Here is a 17,280-nt window from a genome sequence, read left to right as displayed (position 1 = left end):
TACTAATTGCCCGTGAGGCTTGACCATATAACACCCAAGCAATTTGCTGACCCTTCTTTATAAATAAAAAGGGGCACCAGATTGCGGTGTGTGAAGACGAAACGAACCGAAAGTTTGTGACACTCACCAAACACCAGATCTATCACATACCCATTCGCTGGAGCGTGAGCCGCAAGGCAAACGACCTGGCTACCGAATTTCTTGACGACCATAGAGCATTGGAACCACCTGATCCCATCCCGAACTCAGCAGTGAAACGATGCATCGCCGATGGTAGTGTGGGGTTTCCCCATGTGAGAGTAGGTCATCGTCAAGATTAAATTCCGAAACCCCTATCTGCGTATGCAGGTAGGGGTTTTGTTTTGCCCGCAGGAAAGTTCGTACAGCATTATCGGACCGCTTCCGGCTGTCACAGTCTGATGACAGTGCTAAGGTTCGGCCCTAGCTTTTGTATTTTCCCAAGGAAGCCTTTATGCCGGACGCTACGTCCCTCAGTGCTGGTTTTATGGTGGTTCACGGCAACCGCCTGGACGAGTTGCGCAGCCTGGTGGTCAGCTGGATGCGACGCTACCCGCTAGCTCCCTTGGAAAATGAAATCGCCCTGGTACAGAGTAACGGCATCGCTCAATGGCTGAAGCTGGCACTGGCCGAAGACCCTGAAGATGACGACATGGGCGGCTGCGGAATCGCCGCTGCCATCGACGTGCAGTTGCCGGGCAGCTTCATGTGGCAGCTCTATCGCATGGTGCTGGGACGTGACGAAATCCCGGTCAAATCCCTGCTCGATAAAGCCCCGCTGACCTGGCGTCTGATGCGTCTGCTGCCTCAGTTGATCAACCAACCGCACTTTGAACCCTTGCAGCGCTTTCTTACCCATGACACCGACTTACGTAAACGCTATCAATTGGCGGAGCGATTGGCAGACCTGTTTGACCAATATCAGGTCTACCGTGCCGACTGGCTCGAAGACTGGGCAGAAGGTCGCCATCAGCTACGAAATGGCAGAGGCGAAGCCAAAGCCCTGACCCCGGCCAACTGCTGGCAGGCGGAGCTGTGGCGTGCGCTGTTGCTGGATGTCGGTGAACAAGGCATGGCGCAAAGCCGTGCAGGCGTCCACCAACGCTTTATCGAGCGCATCAATAGTCTCGACGTAGCGCCCAGCGGATTGCCGTCACGGGTGATCGTTTTCGGGATTTCTTCACTACCTGCTCAAGCCCTGGAAGCGCTTGCCGGGCTTGCTCGATTCAGCCAGGTCTTGCTGTGCGTACACAACCCATGTCGTCACCATTGGGCGGACATCGTCGCCGATAAAGATCTGTTGCGACATCAGTACAAGCGTCAGGCTCGCAAGAGCGGCATGCCGATTGTTCTCGACTCGCAAACGCTCCATCAGCATGCCCACCCGCTACTGGCAGCGTGGGGTAAGCAGGGGCGGGACTACATCAATCTGCTCGACAGCTACGACGATCCTAATAGCTATCGCTCGGCATTTCGTGACGGACGTATCGACCTTTTCAGCGAAAACCAGCCACAGAACATGCTCAATCAGTTGCAGCACGACATCCTGGAATTGCGTCCCCTGAACGAGACCCGCGAGCGTTGGCCTGCTGTCGATCTGAATAAGGACGAATCGATCCGTTTTCACATCGCCCATAGCGCTCAACGCGAAGTGGAGATACTCCACGATCAGTTGCTCGCACGATTCAGTGCTGACCCAGACCTGAGGCCTCGCGATGTGATCGTGATGGTCCCGGACATCGACAGTTATGCCCCGCACATCCGTGCTGTCTTTGGTCAGCTTGATCGCTTTGATCCGCGCTTCATTCCTTTCACACTTGCGGATCAAGGCCAGCGCGGCCGGGATCCGCTCTTGATCGCTGTCGAGCATCTGCTCAAACTGCCCGACAGTCGCTTCCCCGTCAGCGAAATCCTAGATCTGTTGGACGTTCCGGCATTACGCGCTCGGTTTGGCGTAGAGGAGCGCGACCTGCCTACCTTGCATCGCTGGATTGAAGGCGCAGGTATCCGCTGGGGGATGAACGCCGAGCAGCGCGCGGGTCTGGGCCTGCCTGAAGAGCTGGAGCAAAACAGTTGGCGTTTCGGTCTGCGACGGATGCTGCTGGGTTATGCCGTGGGCAGCGCCAGTGCCTGTGAGGGTATCGAACCCTACGATGAAATCGGTGGTCTGGATGCCGCGCTCATAGGTCCTTTGGTCGCACTGCTGGATGCACTGGAAATTGCCCACCAGGAACTCACTCAACCTGCAGCGCCCAAACAATGGGGCTCGCGGTTGCAAGCTTTGGTGCAGCTATTCTTCCTGGCCAGCAACGAGCATGACGACTATTTGTTGGCCCAACTCGAAGAGCTTCGCGAGACCTGGCTTGAAACCTGCGAATCCGTAGGTTTGCAAGACGAGTTACCTCTTACCGTCGTCCGGGAAGCCTGGCTGGCGGGTCTCGACCAAGGTCGCCTGTCTCAGCGTTTCCTCGCCGGGGCCGTTAACTTTTGTACCTTGATGCCCATGCGAGCGATCCCCTTCAAACTGGTCTGCCTGCTTGGCATGAATGACGGTGATTACCCTCGCGCGCAGCCGCCGCTGGATTTCGACCTGATGGGCAGTGACTACCGTCCCGGCGATCGTTCCCGACGCGAGGATGATCGCTATCTGTTGCTGGAAGCATTGTTGTCCGCGCGCGACCAACTCTATATCAGCTGGGTCGGCCGCAGTATTCGGGACAACAGCGAGCGCCCTGCTTCGGTGTTGATAGGGCAGTTGCGTGACCATCTCGGCAGCGGCTGGCGATTGCACGATGACAATGATGACCTGCTTGAATCCATGACCCAGGAACACCCGCTGCAACCTTTTAGCGCTCGCTACTTTCATGAGGGCGATGAACTATTCAGCTACGCCAGCGAGTGGCAGGTTCTTCATCAAGCCAGTGATCTGGCGACTGATATCGAAGTGCTTGAACCCTACGTCCAGGACGAACCGCTGAGCCTGGGTCAGCTGCAGGATTTTCTGCGCAACCCTGTACGACATTTCTTCAGTCAGCGGCTCAAAGTGTTCTTTGAGGCTGCCGAAGTGCCTTTGGCAGATGAAGAGCCATTCGTCCTCGATGCGCTGCAACGCTATAGCCTCAGCGACAGTTTGCTCGAAGCGGCGCTAGGGCAATTGGACCAAACCGATCAGGTACTGGAGGCGCAGGCAAAGCGCCTGCAAAACAGCGGGCTCTTGCCCATGGCCGGTTTTGGTGAATGTCTTCAGCGAGAGTTGATCGAGCCACTGCCGGATCTGCTGCTGCGCTATCAGCAACTTCTGGCGTTATGGCCGACCCCGCTCACCAGCGCGTTACCGGTGAGTCTGGAACTACAAGGATTGCGTCTGGAGGGCTGGCTCAGTGGCCTGCATCAACGCGCAGATGGCGGGTTGTTGTCGGTGACTACGATTCCCAACAGCATCGGTTCGATCAAGGCGCGCAAATGGCATCGCCTGACGCGACCGTGGGTCAATCACCTGGTGGCCTGTGCCAGCGGCATGCCGATGACAACTGCGTTGGTGGCCAGCGACGACAGTTTGCTGCTCGGTCCGATGGAGGAGGCGACAGCATCCCGGATTCTGGGCGATCTGTTGTTGGCCTGGCAAACGGGCATGCGCCAGCCGCTGCCGATTGCAGTAAAAACGGCGTTCGCCTGGCTCGCTCAAACCGACCCGAGCAAAGCTGGCGCCGCTGCCAGCAAGGCCTATGAAGGCGACAGCCAGAACACTGACGGCGAGCGCCGCGAAAGCCCGGCGCTCACTCGGCAATACGCCGATTACGATGCACTGATTGCCGACGAGACCTTCCCCGATTGGTGCAACGCTTTGTATCGGCCGCTGTTTGAGGCCTCCTGGCGTTCATCGACCAGCGAGGAGGCGCGCTCATGACCACGAAAACACCACTGGCCCTGGCATTCCCTCTGCGTGGCAGCCAACTGATTGAGGCCAGCGCCGGGACCGGCAAGACCTTCACTATTTCTGCGCTGTACTTGCGTCTGGTCCTTGGCCACGGCGGCGAGTCGAGTGGTTTTGGTCGTGAATTGCTGCCACCGCAAATCCTCGTGGTGACCTTCACCGATGCCGCGACCAAAGAGCTGCGCGAACGTATTCGCACACGGCTGGCTGAAGCCGCACGGTTTTTCCGCGATGAGACACCGGCTCCGGATGGCCTCATTGCCGAGTTGCGCGAGCAGTACCTCCCCGAACAGTGGTCCGGCTGTGCAAACCGCCTGGACATCGCCGCCCAGTGGATGGATGAAGCGGCGGTATCGACCATCCACAGTTGGTGCCAGCGTATGTTGCGCGAACATGCGTTCGACAGTGGCAGCCTGTTCACCCAGACTCTGGAAACCGATCACAGCGATTTGCTCGGCGAAGTCCTGCGCGACTACTGGCGACTGTTCTGCTATCCGATGCAAGGCGATGCGTTGAACTGGGTTCGCGGCAATTGGGGCGGCCCGGCGGCGTTGCTGCCTCGAGTGCGAGGGTTGTTCGCCAGCGAGCGTGACAGCGTTGAAGGTAAAGAACCTGCCGAGTTGATTGCCGAGTGCCTGCAGGAGCGACGGGCCGCCTTGCTCGAACTCAAGATGCCCTGGCGCCAATGGGCGGATGAGTTGCTTGCCATCTGTCACCAGGGCGTTGCGAGCAAGAGTGTTGATGGCCGCAAGATGCAGCCGCGCTACTTCGAACCCTGGTTCGAGAAACTTCGGGCCTGGGCCGAAGACGAATCTCTCGAGCAACTGGACATTGGCACCGGCTTCACTCGTCTGACTCCCGATGGCATGGCTGAAGCCTGGAAGGGTGAAGCTCCCCGTCATCCCGGTCTCGATGCAATGCCCGGTCTCAAGACCAGTCTCGATGGTTTGCCGACCCCTGATGCCGCGGTGCTGCAACACGCGGCTCACTGGGTCGGTGCGCGGTTCGAAGAAGAAAAGCGTCGTCGCGCGGAAATGGGCTTCGATGACATGCTGCTGCGCCTCGATGCAGCTTTGCAGTCCGAAGGCGGTGAGCGCCTGGCAACACTGATCCGCGAGCAATTCCCGGTCGCGTTGATCGACGAATTCCAGGACACCGACCCGGTGCAGTATCGAATCTTCGAGAGCATTTATCGCATCGAAGACAACAATCCTGAAACCGGTCTGTTTCTGATCGGTGACCCGAAGCAGGCGATCTATGCCTTCCGCGGAGCCGACATCTATACCTACCTGCGCGCTCGCCAGGCCACCACTGGCCGACTGCATACCCTGGGCACCAACTTCCGCTCCAGTCATGGCATGGTCAGTGCGGTGAACCATGTGTTCGAGCGCGCCGAATCTCGTGAGCAGGGGCGCGGAGCATTCCTGTTTCGTGAGAAAAATGGCGAGAATCCAGTACCTTTCCTGCCCGTAGAATCCCAAGGGCGCAAAGAAGTCCTGCAGATTGATGGTCAGGTTGTACCTGCCCTGAACATTTGGCATCTGTCCGCCGATCAGCCACTGTCTGGCGCGGTGTATCGACAACAATTGGCCGCCGCCTGCGCCAGTGAAATCACCGCGCTGCTCAATGGTGGTCAACAAGGCTGTGCGGGTTTCATCCAGGACGGTAAGGACTTCAGAGGTTTGCTGCCGGCGGATATCGCGATTCTGGTGCGCGACGGCAAAGAGGCACAGGCCGTGCGTGGCGAACTTTCGGCCCGCGGCGTGCGCAGTGTTTACCTGTCAGACAAGGACTCCGTGTTCGCCGCCCAGGAAGCCCATGACCTGCTGACCTGGCTCAAAGCGTGTGCCGAGCCGGATGTCGAGCGTCCCCTCCGTGCCGCTCTTGCCTGCATCACACTGAACCTTTCGCTGGCTGAGCTGGAGCGGCTGAATCAGGACGAACTGGCCTGGGAAGCACGGGTCATGCAGTTCCGCAGTTATCGCGAGCTCTGGCGCAAGCAGGGTGTGCTGCCAATGCTGCGACGTTTGCTGCACGACTTCCAACTGCCCCAAGCGTTGATCGCGCGCAACGATGGTGAGCGGGTGCTGACCAACCTGCTGCACCTGTCCGAGCTGCTGCAGCAAGCAGCCGCTGAGCTTGATGGCGAGCAAGCCTTGATCCGTCACTTGTCCGAGCATCTGGCATTGTCCGGTCAGGCTGGCGAAGAACAAATCCTGCGCCTGGAAAGCGACGAGCAACTGGTCAAGGTTGTGACCATCCACAAATCCAAAGGGCTTGAATATCCGTTGGTGTTTCTGCCGTTCATTTGCTCGGCAAAACCGGTGGATGGCAGCCGTTTACCATTGTATTACCACGACGCGACGGGCAAGGCTCAAGTGAGTTTGAAGCCGACGCCGGAGTTGGTCGCCCAGGCCGATGATGAGCGCTTGGCCGAGGATCTTCGGCTGCTCTATGTCGCCCTGACCCGGGCACAACATGCCTGCTGGCTCGGTGTGACTGACCTCAAGCGCGGCAATAACAACGGTTCGACGTTGCACCTTTCAGCGTTGGGTTATCTGCTGGGCGGCGGTGCGCCATTGGCTGAGTCGGCAGGGTTGCGGCGTTGGCTGGAAGATTTGCAGCAGGACTGCCCGGCCCTGAACTACGGTGAGATGCCTGATGCGAGCGCCGAGCATTACCATCCGCCTCGCAATGAAGCGACCTTGCTTGCGCCGCTGATACCCAAGCGCAAGGCCAGCGAAAACTGGTGGATTGCCTCTTACAGCGCCTTGCGCATTGGCGACAGTCTGAGCGTGGGCAGTGACGAAGCGCCGGAGAGCCCGCAAGCACAAAAGCTTTTTGACGACGAACGTCTCGATCCGCAAGCGCCGCGAGAAGTGAATGCTGGCGGGGCTGATATCCATCGATTCCCTCGCGGGCCGAATCCCGGCACTTTTCTCCATGGATTGCTTGAGTGGGCCGGTGACGAAGGTTTTGCCGCTGCACCACTAGCTGTGGAAGACGCCATCGCCCGTCGCTGCAATCGCCGAGGCTGGGAAGGCTGGATCACGACGTTGAGCGACTGGCTACAGCACTTGCTCAAATCCCCGCTGCACATCGGCGGCGGGCAGGCACCGGTAGTGTTCGAGCAACTGACCCAGTACCGGGTCGAGATGGAATTCTGGTTCGCCAGTCACAAAGTCGATGTGCTCAAACTCGATGAACTGGTGCGCCAATACACCCACAACGGCGTGGCCAGGGTGGCCGCCGAACCGGTGCTGCTCAATGGCATGTTCAAAGGCTTCATCGACCTGACGTTCGAGCACGACGGTCGTTATTACGTCGCCGACTACAAATCCAACTGGCTGGGCATCGATGATGCGGCCTATACCGAGCCGGCCATGGAGCAGTCGATTCTCGATAACCGTTACGACCTGCAATATGTGTTGTACCTGCTCGCCCTGCATCGCCAGCTCAAGGCGCGGCTGGTCGATTACGATTACGACCGGCATGTCGGTGGGGCGTTGTACCTGTTCCTTCGCGGTACTCGCGCGACCAGCCAGGGCGTGTATTTCGCCCGTCCGCCACGGGAGCTGATCGAGCGTCTGGACCGGTTGTTCCAGGGCAAGCCAGAGCCCAAGGCCGAACCCGCCTGGGAACAGGGAGTACTGCTATGACTCGCACCTTCGCCGATTTGCTGCCCACGCCATTGGCGGCCGAAAGTCTGTCGGACCTGGCCCCCCTGAGTCGCGCAGATGACTTGTTGCTGCTGCTCACGCGTTGGGTCGAACGCGGTTGGCTACGGGCGCTGGACAAGGCCTTCGTCGCCTTTCTCCACGAACTCGCCCCCGACGACGATCCATTGGTGTTGCTGGCCGCCGCGTTGACCAGTCACCAGTTGGGTCACGGCCATGTTTGCCTGGATCTGTTCGAAACGCTGAAAGAGCCGGACTTCGCTTTGTCGCTGCCGCCGGAAGGTGATCTGCAAAGTGGCGCGATGTTGCTGCCGTCACAACTGCTTGAGGCGCTGGACGGTGCTCATTGGTGCAAGGTCCTGGCGTCCAGCCGCCTGGTGGCTCTGGCCGTCGACGGGCGTCAGGCCGCGCAGCACCGGCCGTTGGTGCTGTCGGGTAAACGCCTGTACTTGCGCCGCTACTGGGCTTACGAACGGCGCATCGATAACGCCCTGCGTCAGCGCCTGGCTGCACACGAAACAACACCGAGTGATTTGCCCCAGCGCCTGACTGGCCTGTTCGGTCCAGCCAGGCCTGATGAAGTGATCGACTGGCAGAAGCTCGCTTGCGCCCTGGCCACCCGCAGCGCATTCAGCATCGTCACCGGCGGCCCGGGAACTGGCAAAACCACCACGGTCGTGCGCTTGCTCGCATTGCTCCAGGCACCCGCGATTGAGGCTGGCAAACCGCTGCGCATTCGTCTCGCGGCACCCACTGGCAAAGCTGCCGCACGATTGACCGAGTCCATCAGCCAACAGGTTCAAACCCTGGAAGTTGCTGAAACGGTGCGGGAGAAGATCCCGTCGGATGTGACCACCGTGCACCGTTTGCTCGGCAGTCGTCCCGGCACCCGGCATTTCCGGCACCACGCCGGCAATCGCTTGCCGCTGGATGTATTGGTGGTGGACGAAGCCTCGATGATCGACCTGGAAATGATGGCCAATCTGCTCGACGCATTGCCGGCCCATGCTCGTCTGGTGCTGCTCGGTGACAAGGATCAACTGGCGTCGGTAGAGGCCGGTGCCGTCTTGGGCGATCTGTGCCGCGATGCCGAAGCTGGTTGGTACAGCCCGCAGACACGCCAGTGGCTGGAGGCAGTCAGCGGTGAAAACCTCCGTAGCAGCGGCTTGCACGAAGACATCAACGGAGCGCATCCCCTGGCTCAGCAGGTCGTGATGCTGCGTCACTCACGGCGCTTCGGCGAGGGCAGCGGCATCGGTCAGTTGGCCCGTTGGGTCAACCAGCAGCAACCTGAGGAAGCCCGCAAGTTATTGGCGGCTGGAAGCCATGGCGACGTATTTTCCCTGCCTCTCAAGGGTGAGCAGGACCGGGCGCTGGAGCGGTTGTTGCTCGAAGGTCATGGCGAGGGGCCGCAAGGTTATCGGCATTACCTGAGTCTTTTGCGCAATCAGCGGCCACCGCTCGACAGCCCGCTCGACGATTCACGCTGGGCCGATTGGGCTCGTGTGGTGCTGCAAGCGTTCGACGCCTTCCAGCTATTGTGCGCTGTACGCAAAGGGCCTTGGGGGGTGGAAGGCTTGAATCAGCGAGTGACCGACGCGCTGCTCAAGGCTCGGCTGATCGACAGCGACCACCAGTGGTACGAAGGTCGGCCCGTGCTGATGACCCGCAACGACTATGGCCTGGGTTTGATGAACGGCGATATTGGCATCGCCCTCAAACTGCCGGAGCGTGAGGGGCCCGATGCTGGACGGCAAGTGTTGCGTGTGGCCTTCCCGCGCAACGATGGTCAGGGCGGTGTGCGCTTTGTCCTGCCAAGTCGACTCAACGATGTCGACACCGTGTACGCCATGACCGTACACAAATCCCAGGGCTCGGAATTTGCCCATACGGCATTGATTCTGCCGGATGCCCTGAACCCTGTGCTCACCAAGGAACTGATCTATACCGGAATAACCCGGGCCAAACACTGGTTCACCCTGATTGAGCCTCGCGCCGGCGTATTCGAAGAGGCCGTGCGGCGCAAGGTCAAGCGCTTGAGCGGGTTGATGCTGGAGCTGGAAGAGGGTATCGAGCCGGGTCACTGAACGGCGGAATCTGTCCGAAGTGCCGTGGTACGTGGCCTCGCTGGTGTTTCGGTGCTGTGCTATCGTTGCGGCATCATTTCGTTTCGATCGAAGAGAATCCCTGCATGAAGGTGGCTGTCTGGGCGACAGAACGCGTTGTTGGCTGCAAGCAAGTGCTGCTTGTCGGTCTTCTCTGTTTGTTGACGGGCGTTGCCTTCGCTCAGCCGGAATCCGACGTGAACAAGGCCGACCAGCGCGCGAGATCGGTCACTCAGGTTGTGCTCGGGATTCTCAGTTATGCGCGGTGGCCTGTTGAGCCTCAACAGTTGCGTCTGTGCGTGGTCGGCCCTACCGAGTACACCGACGACCTGGTCAAGGGCACTACCCAGGCCACTGGTCGGCCGGTTACCGTGCGACGGCTTTTGGCCGACAACCCGGCCATTGCCGGTGAATGCGACGCGGCGTACATCGGCAAGCTGACCAGCGACGAACGCAGTCGATTGTTCGCCTCGCTGACAGGACGCCCGGTGGTGAGCATCAGCGAAGGCGGCGATCAATGCACCGTCGGCAGTCTGTTCTGTCTGCGGGTCGGCGATGAACAGGTGTCCTTCGAGGTCAACCTCGACTCGGTCGCCCGCAGCGGTGTGCGCATTCATCCCAGTGTGCTGCAACTGTCGCGTCGCAAGCCGGCGGCACCATGAATCTATTCAAATCAGGTACCCGTCCGACCCTGGGTTCGGTTATCGGCCGTGGACATTTGATCGTCGCCCTGGTGGGCGTGGCCATGGCCAGTGTTTCGTTGACCCTGCTGGGGGTTCTGGCCTTGCGGGTTTATGCTGATCACAACCTGCATCTGATCGCCCGTTCAATCAATTACACCGTGGAAGCCGCGGTGGTGTTCAACGATAAGGCCGCCGCCACTGAGGCGCTGGCATTGATCGCGTCCACCGAAGAAGTGGCCGATGCACAGGTGATGGACGAGCAAGGCGAGTTACTTGCACGTTGGCAGCGACCGGAAACGGGGCTGCTCTCCGATCTTGAAGTGCAGATCGCCCGGGCGATTCTGGAAAAACCCATCAGCATGCCGATCGTCCATCAAGGTCAGGTAATCGGCAGCATCTTGCTCACCGGTCACGGTGGCAGCTTGATGCGCTTTTTGCTCAGCGGTCTGATGGGGATCGTCTTGTGTACCGCCGTCAGTGCCTGGGTTGCGCTTTATCTGGCGCGGCGGCAATTGCAGGGGATCACCGGCCCTTTGCGCAGCCTGGCTGCCGTGGCTCACGCCGCCCGCAGCGAGCGAGCCTTCGACCAGCGCGTGCCGCCCGCCGATATTGCCGAACTAGACAACCTGGGCAACGACTTCAATGCCTTGCTCGATGAACTCGAATCCTGGCAGACCCACCTGCAAAACGAAAACGAAACCCTGGCCCACCAAGCCAGTCATGACAGCCTGACCGGACTGCCAAATCGAGCGTTTTTCGAAGGCCGCCTGATGCGTGCCTTGCGCAATGCCGGCAAGCTCGATGAGCGAGTGGCCGTGCTGTTTCTCGACAGCGACCGGTTCAAGGAGATCAACGATAACTTCGGCCACGCTGCCGGCGATGCGGTGCTGGTCGCCGTGGCAACCCGGGTTCGTGCACAACTGCGTGAAGAGGACCTGGTCGCGCGTCTGGGCGGCGACGAGTTTGCAATCCTGCTCACACCCCTGCACAAGGCCGAAGACGCCGAACGGATTGCCAATCAAATCATTGCCAGCATGGAAGCGCCAATCCCCTTGCCGGGCAGTATCCAGGTGTTGACTTCACTCAGTATCGGCATCGCCGTGTACCCCGATCATGGGGTCACACCGGGTGAGTTGCTCCATGCTGCCGACGCCGCGATGTACCAGGCCAAACGCCTTTCTCGAGGCGCGCAGCAAACCGCAGGGGCGGAGCTCCCTGTCGCCCATGTTCAAACCAGGAGCTAATTTCTGTGTTCACCTTCAATCAGCGTTCTCTACGACTTTTCACCATCACCCTGTTCCTTGCCTTGCTGGCATTGACCGGTTGCCAGACGGCACCGCAAAAAGGCCTGACCCCGGCGCAGATCGCCGTACTCAAACAGCAAGGTTTCGAAATGACTGACGACGGCTGGGCCTATGGTCTGTCGGACAAAGTGCTGTTCAGCAGTGACGTCGAGAGCTTAAACCCAGCCAGTACCGAGATCGTCGAGCGCATTGGCAAGGCGTTATTGAGTGTGGTAATCGAACGGGTGAGGGTCGACGGCCACACCGATGCTTCGGGCCAAGAGTCCTATAACGAACAGCTTTCCCTGCGTCGCGCGAAAAGCGTTGGCAAGGTTTTGGCCGCCGTCGGCATGAAAGAAGAAAACATCCAATTGCGCGGCCTGGGCAGCAGCAAGCCCGTCGCTTCCAACGACACCACGGTCGGACGCACCGAGAACCGTCGGGTGTCGATCGTGGTGAGCGCGGATTAGTCGGCGAACAACATCTCCTGATTTTCCCCCATCAACAGCGCTTGATTCTTCTCGGTGACGGCACGGATGTAATCCCACAACAACGTAATCCGCTTGAGCTTGCGCAGGTCCTCCCGACAGTACATCCAGAACTGCCGGGTAATGGTGATCTCTTGCGGCAACACCGGCAGCAATCGCGGGTCCTGAGCCGCCAGGAAGCACGGCAGAATCGCCAATGACCGTCCCTGCTGCGCCGCCACGAACTGCGCGATCACACTGGTGCTGCGCAGATTGGCACTGGCACCGGGCAACACATTTGCCAGGTACAGCAGCTCCGAGCTGAAAGCCAGATCGTCTACATAACTGATGAATTGATGCTTGCCCAAGTCTGCCGGGCGGCGGATCGGTGGGTGCTTGTCCAGATAATCCTGGGTCGCATACAGCTGCAATTTGTAATCGCAGAGTTTGCAGCAGACATACGGGCCGTGTTCCGGCCGCTCCAGCGCGATGACGATGTCTGCCTCGCGCTTGGACAGGCTGATGAAGTGCGGCAGCGGCAGGATGTCCACCGAGATCGCCGGGTAGGCGTCGACGAAATGGCTCAGCTGTGGGGTGATGAAAAAGCTGCCGAACCCTTCGGTGCAACCCATGCGCACATGCCCGGACAACGCCACGCCGGAGCCTGAAACTTGTTCGCAGGCCATGTGCAGAGTGCTTTCGATCGATTCGGCGTAACCCAGCAGCCGCTGGCCCTCGGCAGTCAGGACGAAGCCGCTGGTCCGGGATTTCTCGAACAGCAAAGTGCCCAGCGCCGCTTCCAGCGAACTGATGCGTCGCGACACGGTGGTGTAGTCCACCGCCAGGCGCTTGGCTGCGGTGCTGGCCTTGCGGGTGCGGGCAACCTCGAGGAAAAACTTGAGGTCATCCCAGTTCAATGAGCCTAAAGATGTGATGTTTTTTTGCATGATGGACCGGCTTTTATGTGCGTTCTTATTAGAAGTTTGCACATCTATACTCCAAAAACAGTCCGACAACCAATTCGCGACACACGCCTCATCGCAAGGCGACTTTCTCGCCTTGGCTCCAAAGATAGCTCTCTACATAAGAACAACGTCCGGAGACCAATATGAACGCATCGCTAGAAACCACCGTGCAAAAGGTCAAGTTGTTGATCGATGGCGAGTGGGTCGAATCCCAGACCACCGAATGGCACGACATCGTCAACCCGGCGACCCAACAAGTATTGGCTAAAGTCCCATTCGCCACGGCCGCCGAAGTGGATGCCGCCATTAGCGCCGCCCATCGCGCCTTCCAGACCTGGAAGCTGACGCCGATCGGCGCGCGGATGCGCATCATGCTCAAGCTTCAGGCGTTGATTCGCGAACATTCCAAACGCATTGCCGTGGTGCTCAGCAACGAGCAGGGCAAAACCATCGCCGACGCTGAAGGCGATATCTTCCGCGGCCTGGAGGTGGTCGAACACGCCTGCTCCATTGGCAGCCTGCAAATGGGCGAGTTCGCCGAGAACGTCGCTGGCGGTGTCGACACCTATACTCTGCGTCAGCCAATCGGCGTCTGTGCCGGCATTACCCCATTCAACTTCCCGGCGATGATTCCGCTGTGGATGTTCCCGATGGCGATCGCCTGCGGCAACACCTTCGTGCTCAAACCGTCCGAGCAGGACCCGATGTCGACCATGCTGCTGGTGGAACTGGCCATCGAAGCCGGCATTCCGCCGGGTGTGCTCAACGTCGTTCATGGCGGCAAGGATGTGGTGGATGCGCTTTGCACCCACAAGGACATCAAGGCTGTTTCGTTCGTCGGTTCGACCGCAGTCGGTACTCACGTCTACGACCTGGCCGGCAAACACGGCAAGCGTGTGCAATCGATGATGGGCGCCAAGAACCACGCCGTGGTGCTGCCGGATGCCAATCGCGTACAAGCGCTCAATGCGCTGGTGGGGGCTGGTTTCGGTGCCGCCGGGCAACGCTGCATGGCCACGTCCGTGGTGGTGCTGGTGGGCGCGGCCAAGCAATGGCTGCCAGACCTGAAAGCACTGGCACAGAAACTTAAAGTGAATGCCGGCAGCGAGCCGGGCACTGATGTTGGTCCGGTGATTTCCAAACGTGCCAAGGCACGGATTCTCGATCTGATCGAAAGCGGCATCAAGGAAGGCGCCAAGCTTGAACTGGATGGTCGCGACGTTACCGTTCCAGGCTTCGAAAAAGGCAACTTTGTCGGCCCGACCCTGTTCTCCGGTGTGAAACCCGATATGCAGATCTACACCCAGGAAATCTTCGGCCCCGTGCTGGTGGTGCTGGAAGTCGATACCCTCGATGAAGCCATCGCACTGGTCAACGCCAACCCATTCGGCAACGGCACGGGTTTGTTCACCCAGAGCGGTGCGGCGGCGCGCAAATTCCAGACGGAAATCGACGTCGGTCAGGTCGGCATCAACATCCCGATTCCGGTGCCAGTACCGTTCTTCAGCTTCACCGGTTCCCGCGGTTCGAAGCTCGGCGACCTCGGTCCGTATGGCAAGCAAGTGGTGCAGTTCTACACTCAAACCAAGACCGTCACTGCGCGCTGGTTCGACGATGACAGCGTCAACGACGGTGTGAACACCACCATCCACTTGCGTTAAGGAGCCGGACATGAAAATCGCTTTTATCGGTCTCGGCAACATGGGTGCGCCAATGGCGCGCAACCTGATCAAGGCCGGCCATTCACTGCGCCTGGTCGACCTGAACAAAGCTGTGCTGGCAGAGCTCGAGCAACTGGGCGGCAGCATCAGCGCTTCGGCACGTGAAGCGGCTCAAGATGCAGAGCTGGTGATCACCATGCTGCCAGCCGCTGTGCATGTGCGCAGCGTCTGGCTGGGCGAAGACGGCGTGCTGGCGGGGATCGCCAAGGGCGTGCCCGCAGTGGATTGCAGCACCATCGATCCGCAGACGGCGCGCGATGTTGCCGCGGCGGCTGCCAAACAAGGCGTGACGATGGCCGATGCACCGGTCTCCGGCGGTACTGGCGGTGCAGCGGCCGGGACGCTGACTTTCATGGTCGGCGCCACGCCTGAGTTGTTCGCAACCCTGCAACCGGTGCTGGCGCAGATGGGCCGTAACATCGTCCACTGTGGCGAAGTCGGCACCGGGCAAATCGCCAAAATCTGCAATAACCTGCTGCTGGCGATTTCCATGGTCGGCGTCAGCGAGGCCATGGCTTTGGGCGATGCGCTGGGAATCGACACGACGGTGCTGGCGGGAATCATCAACAGTTCCACCGGGCGCTGCTGGAGTTCGGAGATGTACAACCCATGGCCGGGCATCGTCGAAACGGCGCCAGCTTCACGCGGATACACCGGCGGTTTCGGTGCCGAACTGATGCTCAAGGATCTGGGGCTGGCCACTGAGGCGGCACGTCAGGCGCACCAACCGGTGGTGCTCGGCGCGGTGGCGCAACAGTTGTATCAGGCGATGAGTCAGCGTGGGGAAGGGGGTAAGGACTTCTCGGCGATTATCAACAGCTATCGCAAACCGCAGTAAGAGGTTTTTCCGCGGATCTGCGTCGGGCAGATCCCCGGTTTTTTATTGGCTGAAAAAAGATCGCAGCCTTCGGCAGCTCCTACATGGGAATGTGTACACCCTGTAGGAGCTGCCGAAGGCTGCGATCTTTTGCTTTATCAGGCAAATACGAAATACTTACGCACGGTCTCAACCACTTCCCATGTACCTTTCATCCCTGGCTCGATGACGAAAATGTCACCGGCGCGCAGGTGGATTGGCGCCATGCCTTCCGGGGTGATGATGCAGTAGCCTTCCTGGAAGTGGCAGTATTCCCACTTCACGTATTCCACGTACCACTTGCCCGGCGTGCAGATCCAGGTGCCCATGATCTTGCTGCCATCTTCGCTGGTGTACGCGTTGAGGTTGACGGTGTGCGGGTCGCCTTCGAGTTTTTCCCATTTGCAGGCGTCGAGTACTGGCAGCGGATGGGTATCGCGAAGGACGGTAATCGGTGCGGTCATGATGACTCCGGGCAGTGGGTTCAAGAACTGAAGTCGCACCCTATAGCGCCCATACACCGTTCAGTTGTCTGTATTCGACATTGAGCTGTCCAGAAACGCGCAGACGCTCAAAGACTTTCCAGCGGGCAATCGGCTCTGGCCTGTGTGAGGCTGGCTTCAAACTCGACCAATTGCTCGTGTTGATGCGTGAGTGCGGCAATCCTCTCGCTGATTTCGCACTTCTTGGCATCGATGGCTTGCTGCGCCAATGACCAGGGCATCGCCAGGCCTTGATGCCCGGTAAAGATCGCCTGCAACTCCTTGAGCCTGAAACCTAAGTGTTGAGCGCACTTGATGAAGATCAGCAGATCGATGCTGTGCTGATCATAGACACGGTATTTTCCTTGTCGCCGAGCGGCAGGCAGCAAGCCGATCGACTCGTAATGGCGAATACTCTTGATCGTCGTGCCCGAGCGATGCGCGGCTTGGCCGATGTACATGAAAAGTCCTTTTTTGCCGAGGGTAAGCCAGCCCCATTATCGGCAGACTCATCGGCTGGCGATAGCCTGGGCTTGCAGCAGCCAGGTTTCGCGTTGACCGGCGCTGGACCCCAGGACCGGCCCGAAGGTGAGCGTGCGCTGAGGTTGGATGCCGCAAAACGCCAAGGTAGTTTTGCGCATTTGATGCAGGCCGGGCATGCGGTAGATCCAGCGGTAGTACCAGGGTGGCGTGTCCATGGTCACGAGCAGATGCGCGCTGCGGCCATGCAGCAATTTGTCGGGAAAGGCTTTGCCTTCGCGATACTTGAAGGCGAAGCCCGGAAGCAACACCCGATCAAGAAAACCCTTGAGCAAGGCCGGTACGCCGCCCCACCAGATCGGGTAGACCAGGGTCAGGTGTTCGGCCCACAGAATGTCCGCCTGAGCACGGCGCAAGTCGGCTTCCAGCGGTTGCACCTGTTGATAGCCTTCGCGCAGCACCGGGTCGAAGTCCATTTTGCCTAGAAACAACTGGCGCACCTCATGCCCGGCACGCAACGCCGATTGTGCGTAGCGTTCGGCAAGTGCGCCGCAGAAACTGTTGCTTGAAGGATGACCGAGGATCACCAGAATTCGCTTGCTCATCGTA

The 17,280-nt window shown here is 59.4% G+C and carries 12 protein-coding genes and 1 rRNA gene; 9 read left to right on the top strand and 4 right to left on the bottom strand.

Annotated features, from left to right (window positions below):
* The first annotated feature begins 200 nt into the window (after positions 1-200).
* The 7 genes from rrf (at position 201) to TU81_RS23340 (ending at position 12,170) form a co-directional block, all read left to right on the top strand.
* Positions 201-316 (top strand): 5S ribosomal RNA (gene rrf / locus TU81_RS23370).
* Positions 317-472: 156 nt separating this feature from the next.
* Entirely contained in the window at positions 473-3,925 is a 3,453-nt protein-coding gene (recC, locus tag TU81_RS23365; RefSeq protein WP_048396692.1) for an exodeoxyribonuclease V subunit gamma, read from the top strand.
* Entirely contained in the window at positions 3,922-7,611 is a 3,690-nt protein-coding gene (gene recB, locus TU81_RS23360) for an exodeoxyribonuclease V subunit beta (protein WP_048396690.1), read from the top strand. Before recC ends, recB begins: the two co-directional genes overlap by 4 nt.
* A complete protein-coding gene (recD, locus tag TU81_RS23355) occupies positions 7,608-9,716 on the top strand; it encodes an exodeoxyribonuclease V subunit alpha (protein WP_048396689.1) in 2,109 nt (702 codons plus the stop codon). Before recB ends, recD begins: the two co-directional genes overlap by 4 nt.
* 104 nt (positions 9,717-9,820) lie before the next feature.
* On the top strand, positions 9,821-10,396 hold the full coding sequence (locus TU81_RS23350; protein WP_038978839.1) for a YfiR family protein: 576 nt from the start codon (positions 9,821-9,823) through the stop codon (positions 10,394-10,396).
* Positions 10,393-11,661, top strand: a complete 1,269-nt coding sequence (locus tag TU81_RS23345; protein WP_048396687.1) for a diguanylate cyclase domain-containing protein — start codon at positions 10,393-10,395, stop codon at positions 11,659-11,661. Before TU81_RS23350 ends, TU81_RS23345 begins: the two co-directional genes overlap by 4 nt.
* A gap of 5 nt (positions 11,662-11,666) precedes the next feature.
* Positions 11,667-12,170 carry an OmpA family protein gene (locus tag TU81_RS23340; protein WP_048396684.1) on the top strand — a complete coding sequence of 168 codons (504 nt, stop codon included), beginning with the start codon at positions 11,667-11,669 and terminating at the stop codon, positions 12,168-12,170.
* Here the strand turns inward: TU81_RS23340 and TU81_RS23335 are convergent.
* Positions 12,167-13,114: a LysR family transcriptional regulator gene (locus TU81_RS23335; RefSeq protein ID WP_048396683.1), complete on the bottom strand. Its 948-nt coding sequence runs from the start codon at positions 13,112-13,114 to the stop codon at positions 12,167-12,169. The two genes, TU81_RS23340 and TU81_RS23335, sit on opposite strands and share 4 nt — an antisense overlap.
* A gap of 161 nt (positions 13,115-13,275) precedes the next feature.
* Between TU81_RS23335 and TU81_RS23330 the strand changes: the two genes are divergently transcribed.
* The gene (locus tag TU81_RS23330) at positions 13,276-14,793 is read left to right on the top strand and encodes a CoA-acylating methylmalonate-semialdehyde dehydrogenase (RefSeq protein WP_038978846.1); all 1,518 of its coding nucleotides are present in this window, start codon (positions 13,276-13,278) and stop codon (positions 14,791-14,793) included.
* Positions 14,794-14,803: 10 nt separating this feature from the next.
* Complete coding sequence (gene mmsB, locus TU81_RS23325) at positions 14,804-15,691, top strand: 3-hydroxyisobutyrate dehydrogenase (RefSeq protein WP_038978847.1); 888 nt, start codon at positions 14,804-14,806, stop codon at positions 15,689-15,691.
* A 137-nt stretch (positions 15,692-15,828) separates the two neighbouring features.
* On the opposite strand, the gene TU81_RS23320 is transcribed toward mmsB, so the two are convergent.
* From TU81_RS23320 to TU81_RS23310, 3 genes are all read right to left on the bottom strand, one after another.
* Complete coding sequence (locus tag TU81_RS23320) at positions 15,829-16,173, bottom strand: cupin domain-containing protein (RefSeq protein WP_007900627.1); 345 nt, start codon at positions 16,171-16,173, stop codon at positions 15,829-15,831.
* Between the two features lie 107 nt (positions 16,174-16,280).
* The gene (locus TU81_RS23315) at positions 16,281-16,652 is read right to left on the bottom strand and encodes a MerR family transcriptional regulator (protein WP_048396681.1); all 372 of its coding nucleotides are present in this window, start codon (positions 16,650-16,652) and stop codon (positions 16,281-16,283) included.
* Positions 16,653-16,700: 48 nt separating this feature from the next.
* Positions 16,701-17,276, bottom strand: a complete 576-nt coding sequence (locus tag TU81_RS23310; RefSeq protein WP_048396679.1) for an NAD(P)H-dependent oxidoreductase — start codon at positions 17,274-17,276, stop codon at positions 16,701-16,703.
* Positions 17,277-17,280 lie beyond the last annotated feature (4 nt).

This window comes from Pseudomonas lini (assembly GCF_001042905.1).
GTDB classification, from domain to species: domain Bacteria; phylum Pseudomonadota; class Gammaproteobacteria; order Pseudomonadales; family Pseudomonadaceae; genus Aquipseudomonas; species Aquipseudomonas lini.
Note: the sequence above shows the minus strand (reverse complement) of the source record. Positions and strands in the feature narration are given on the sequence as shown.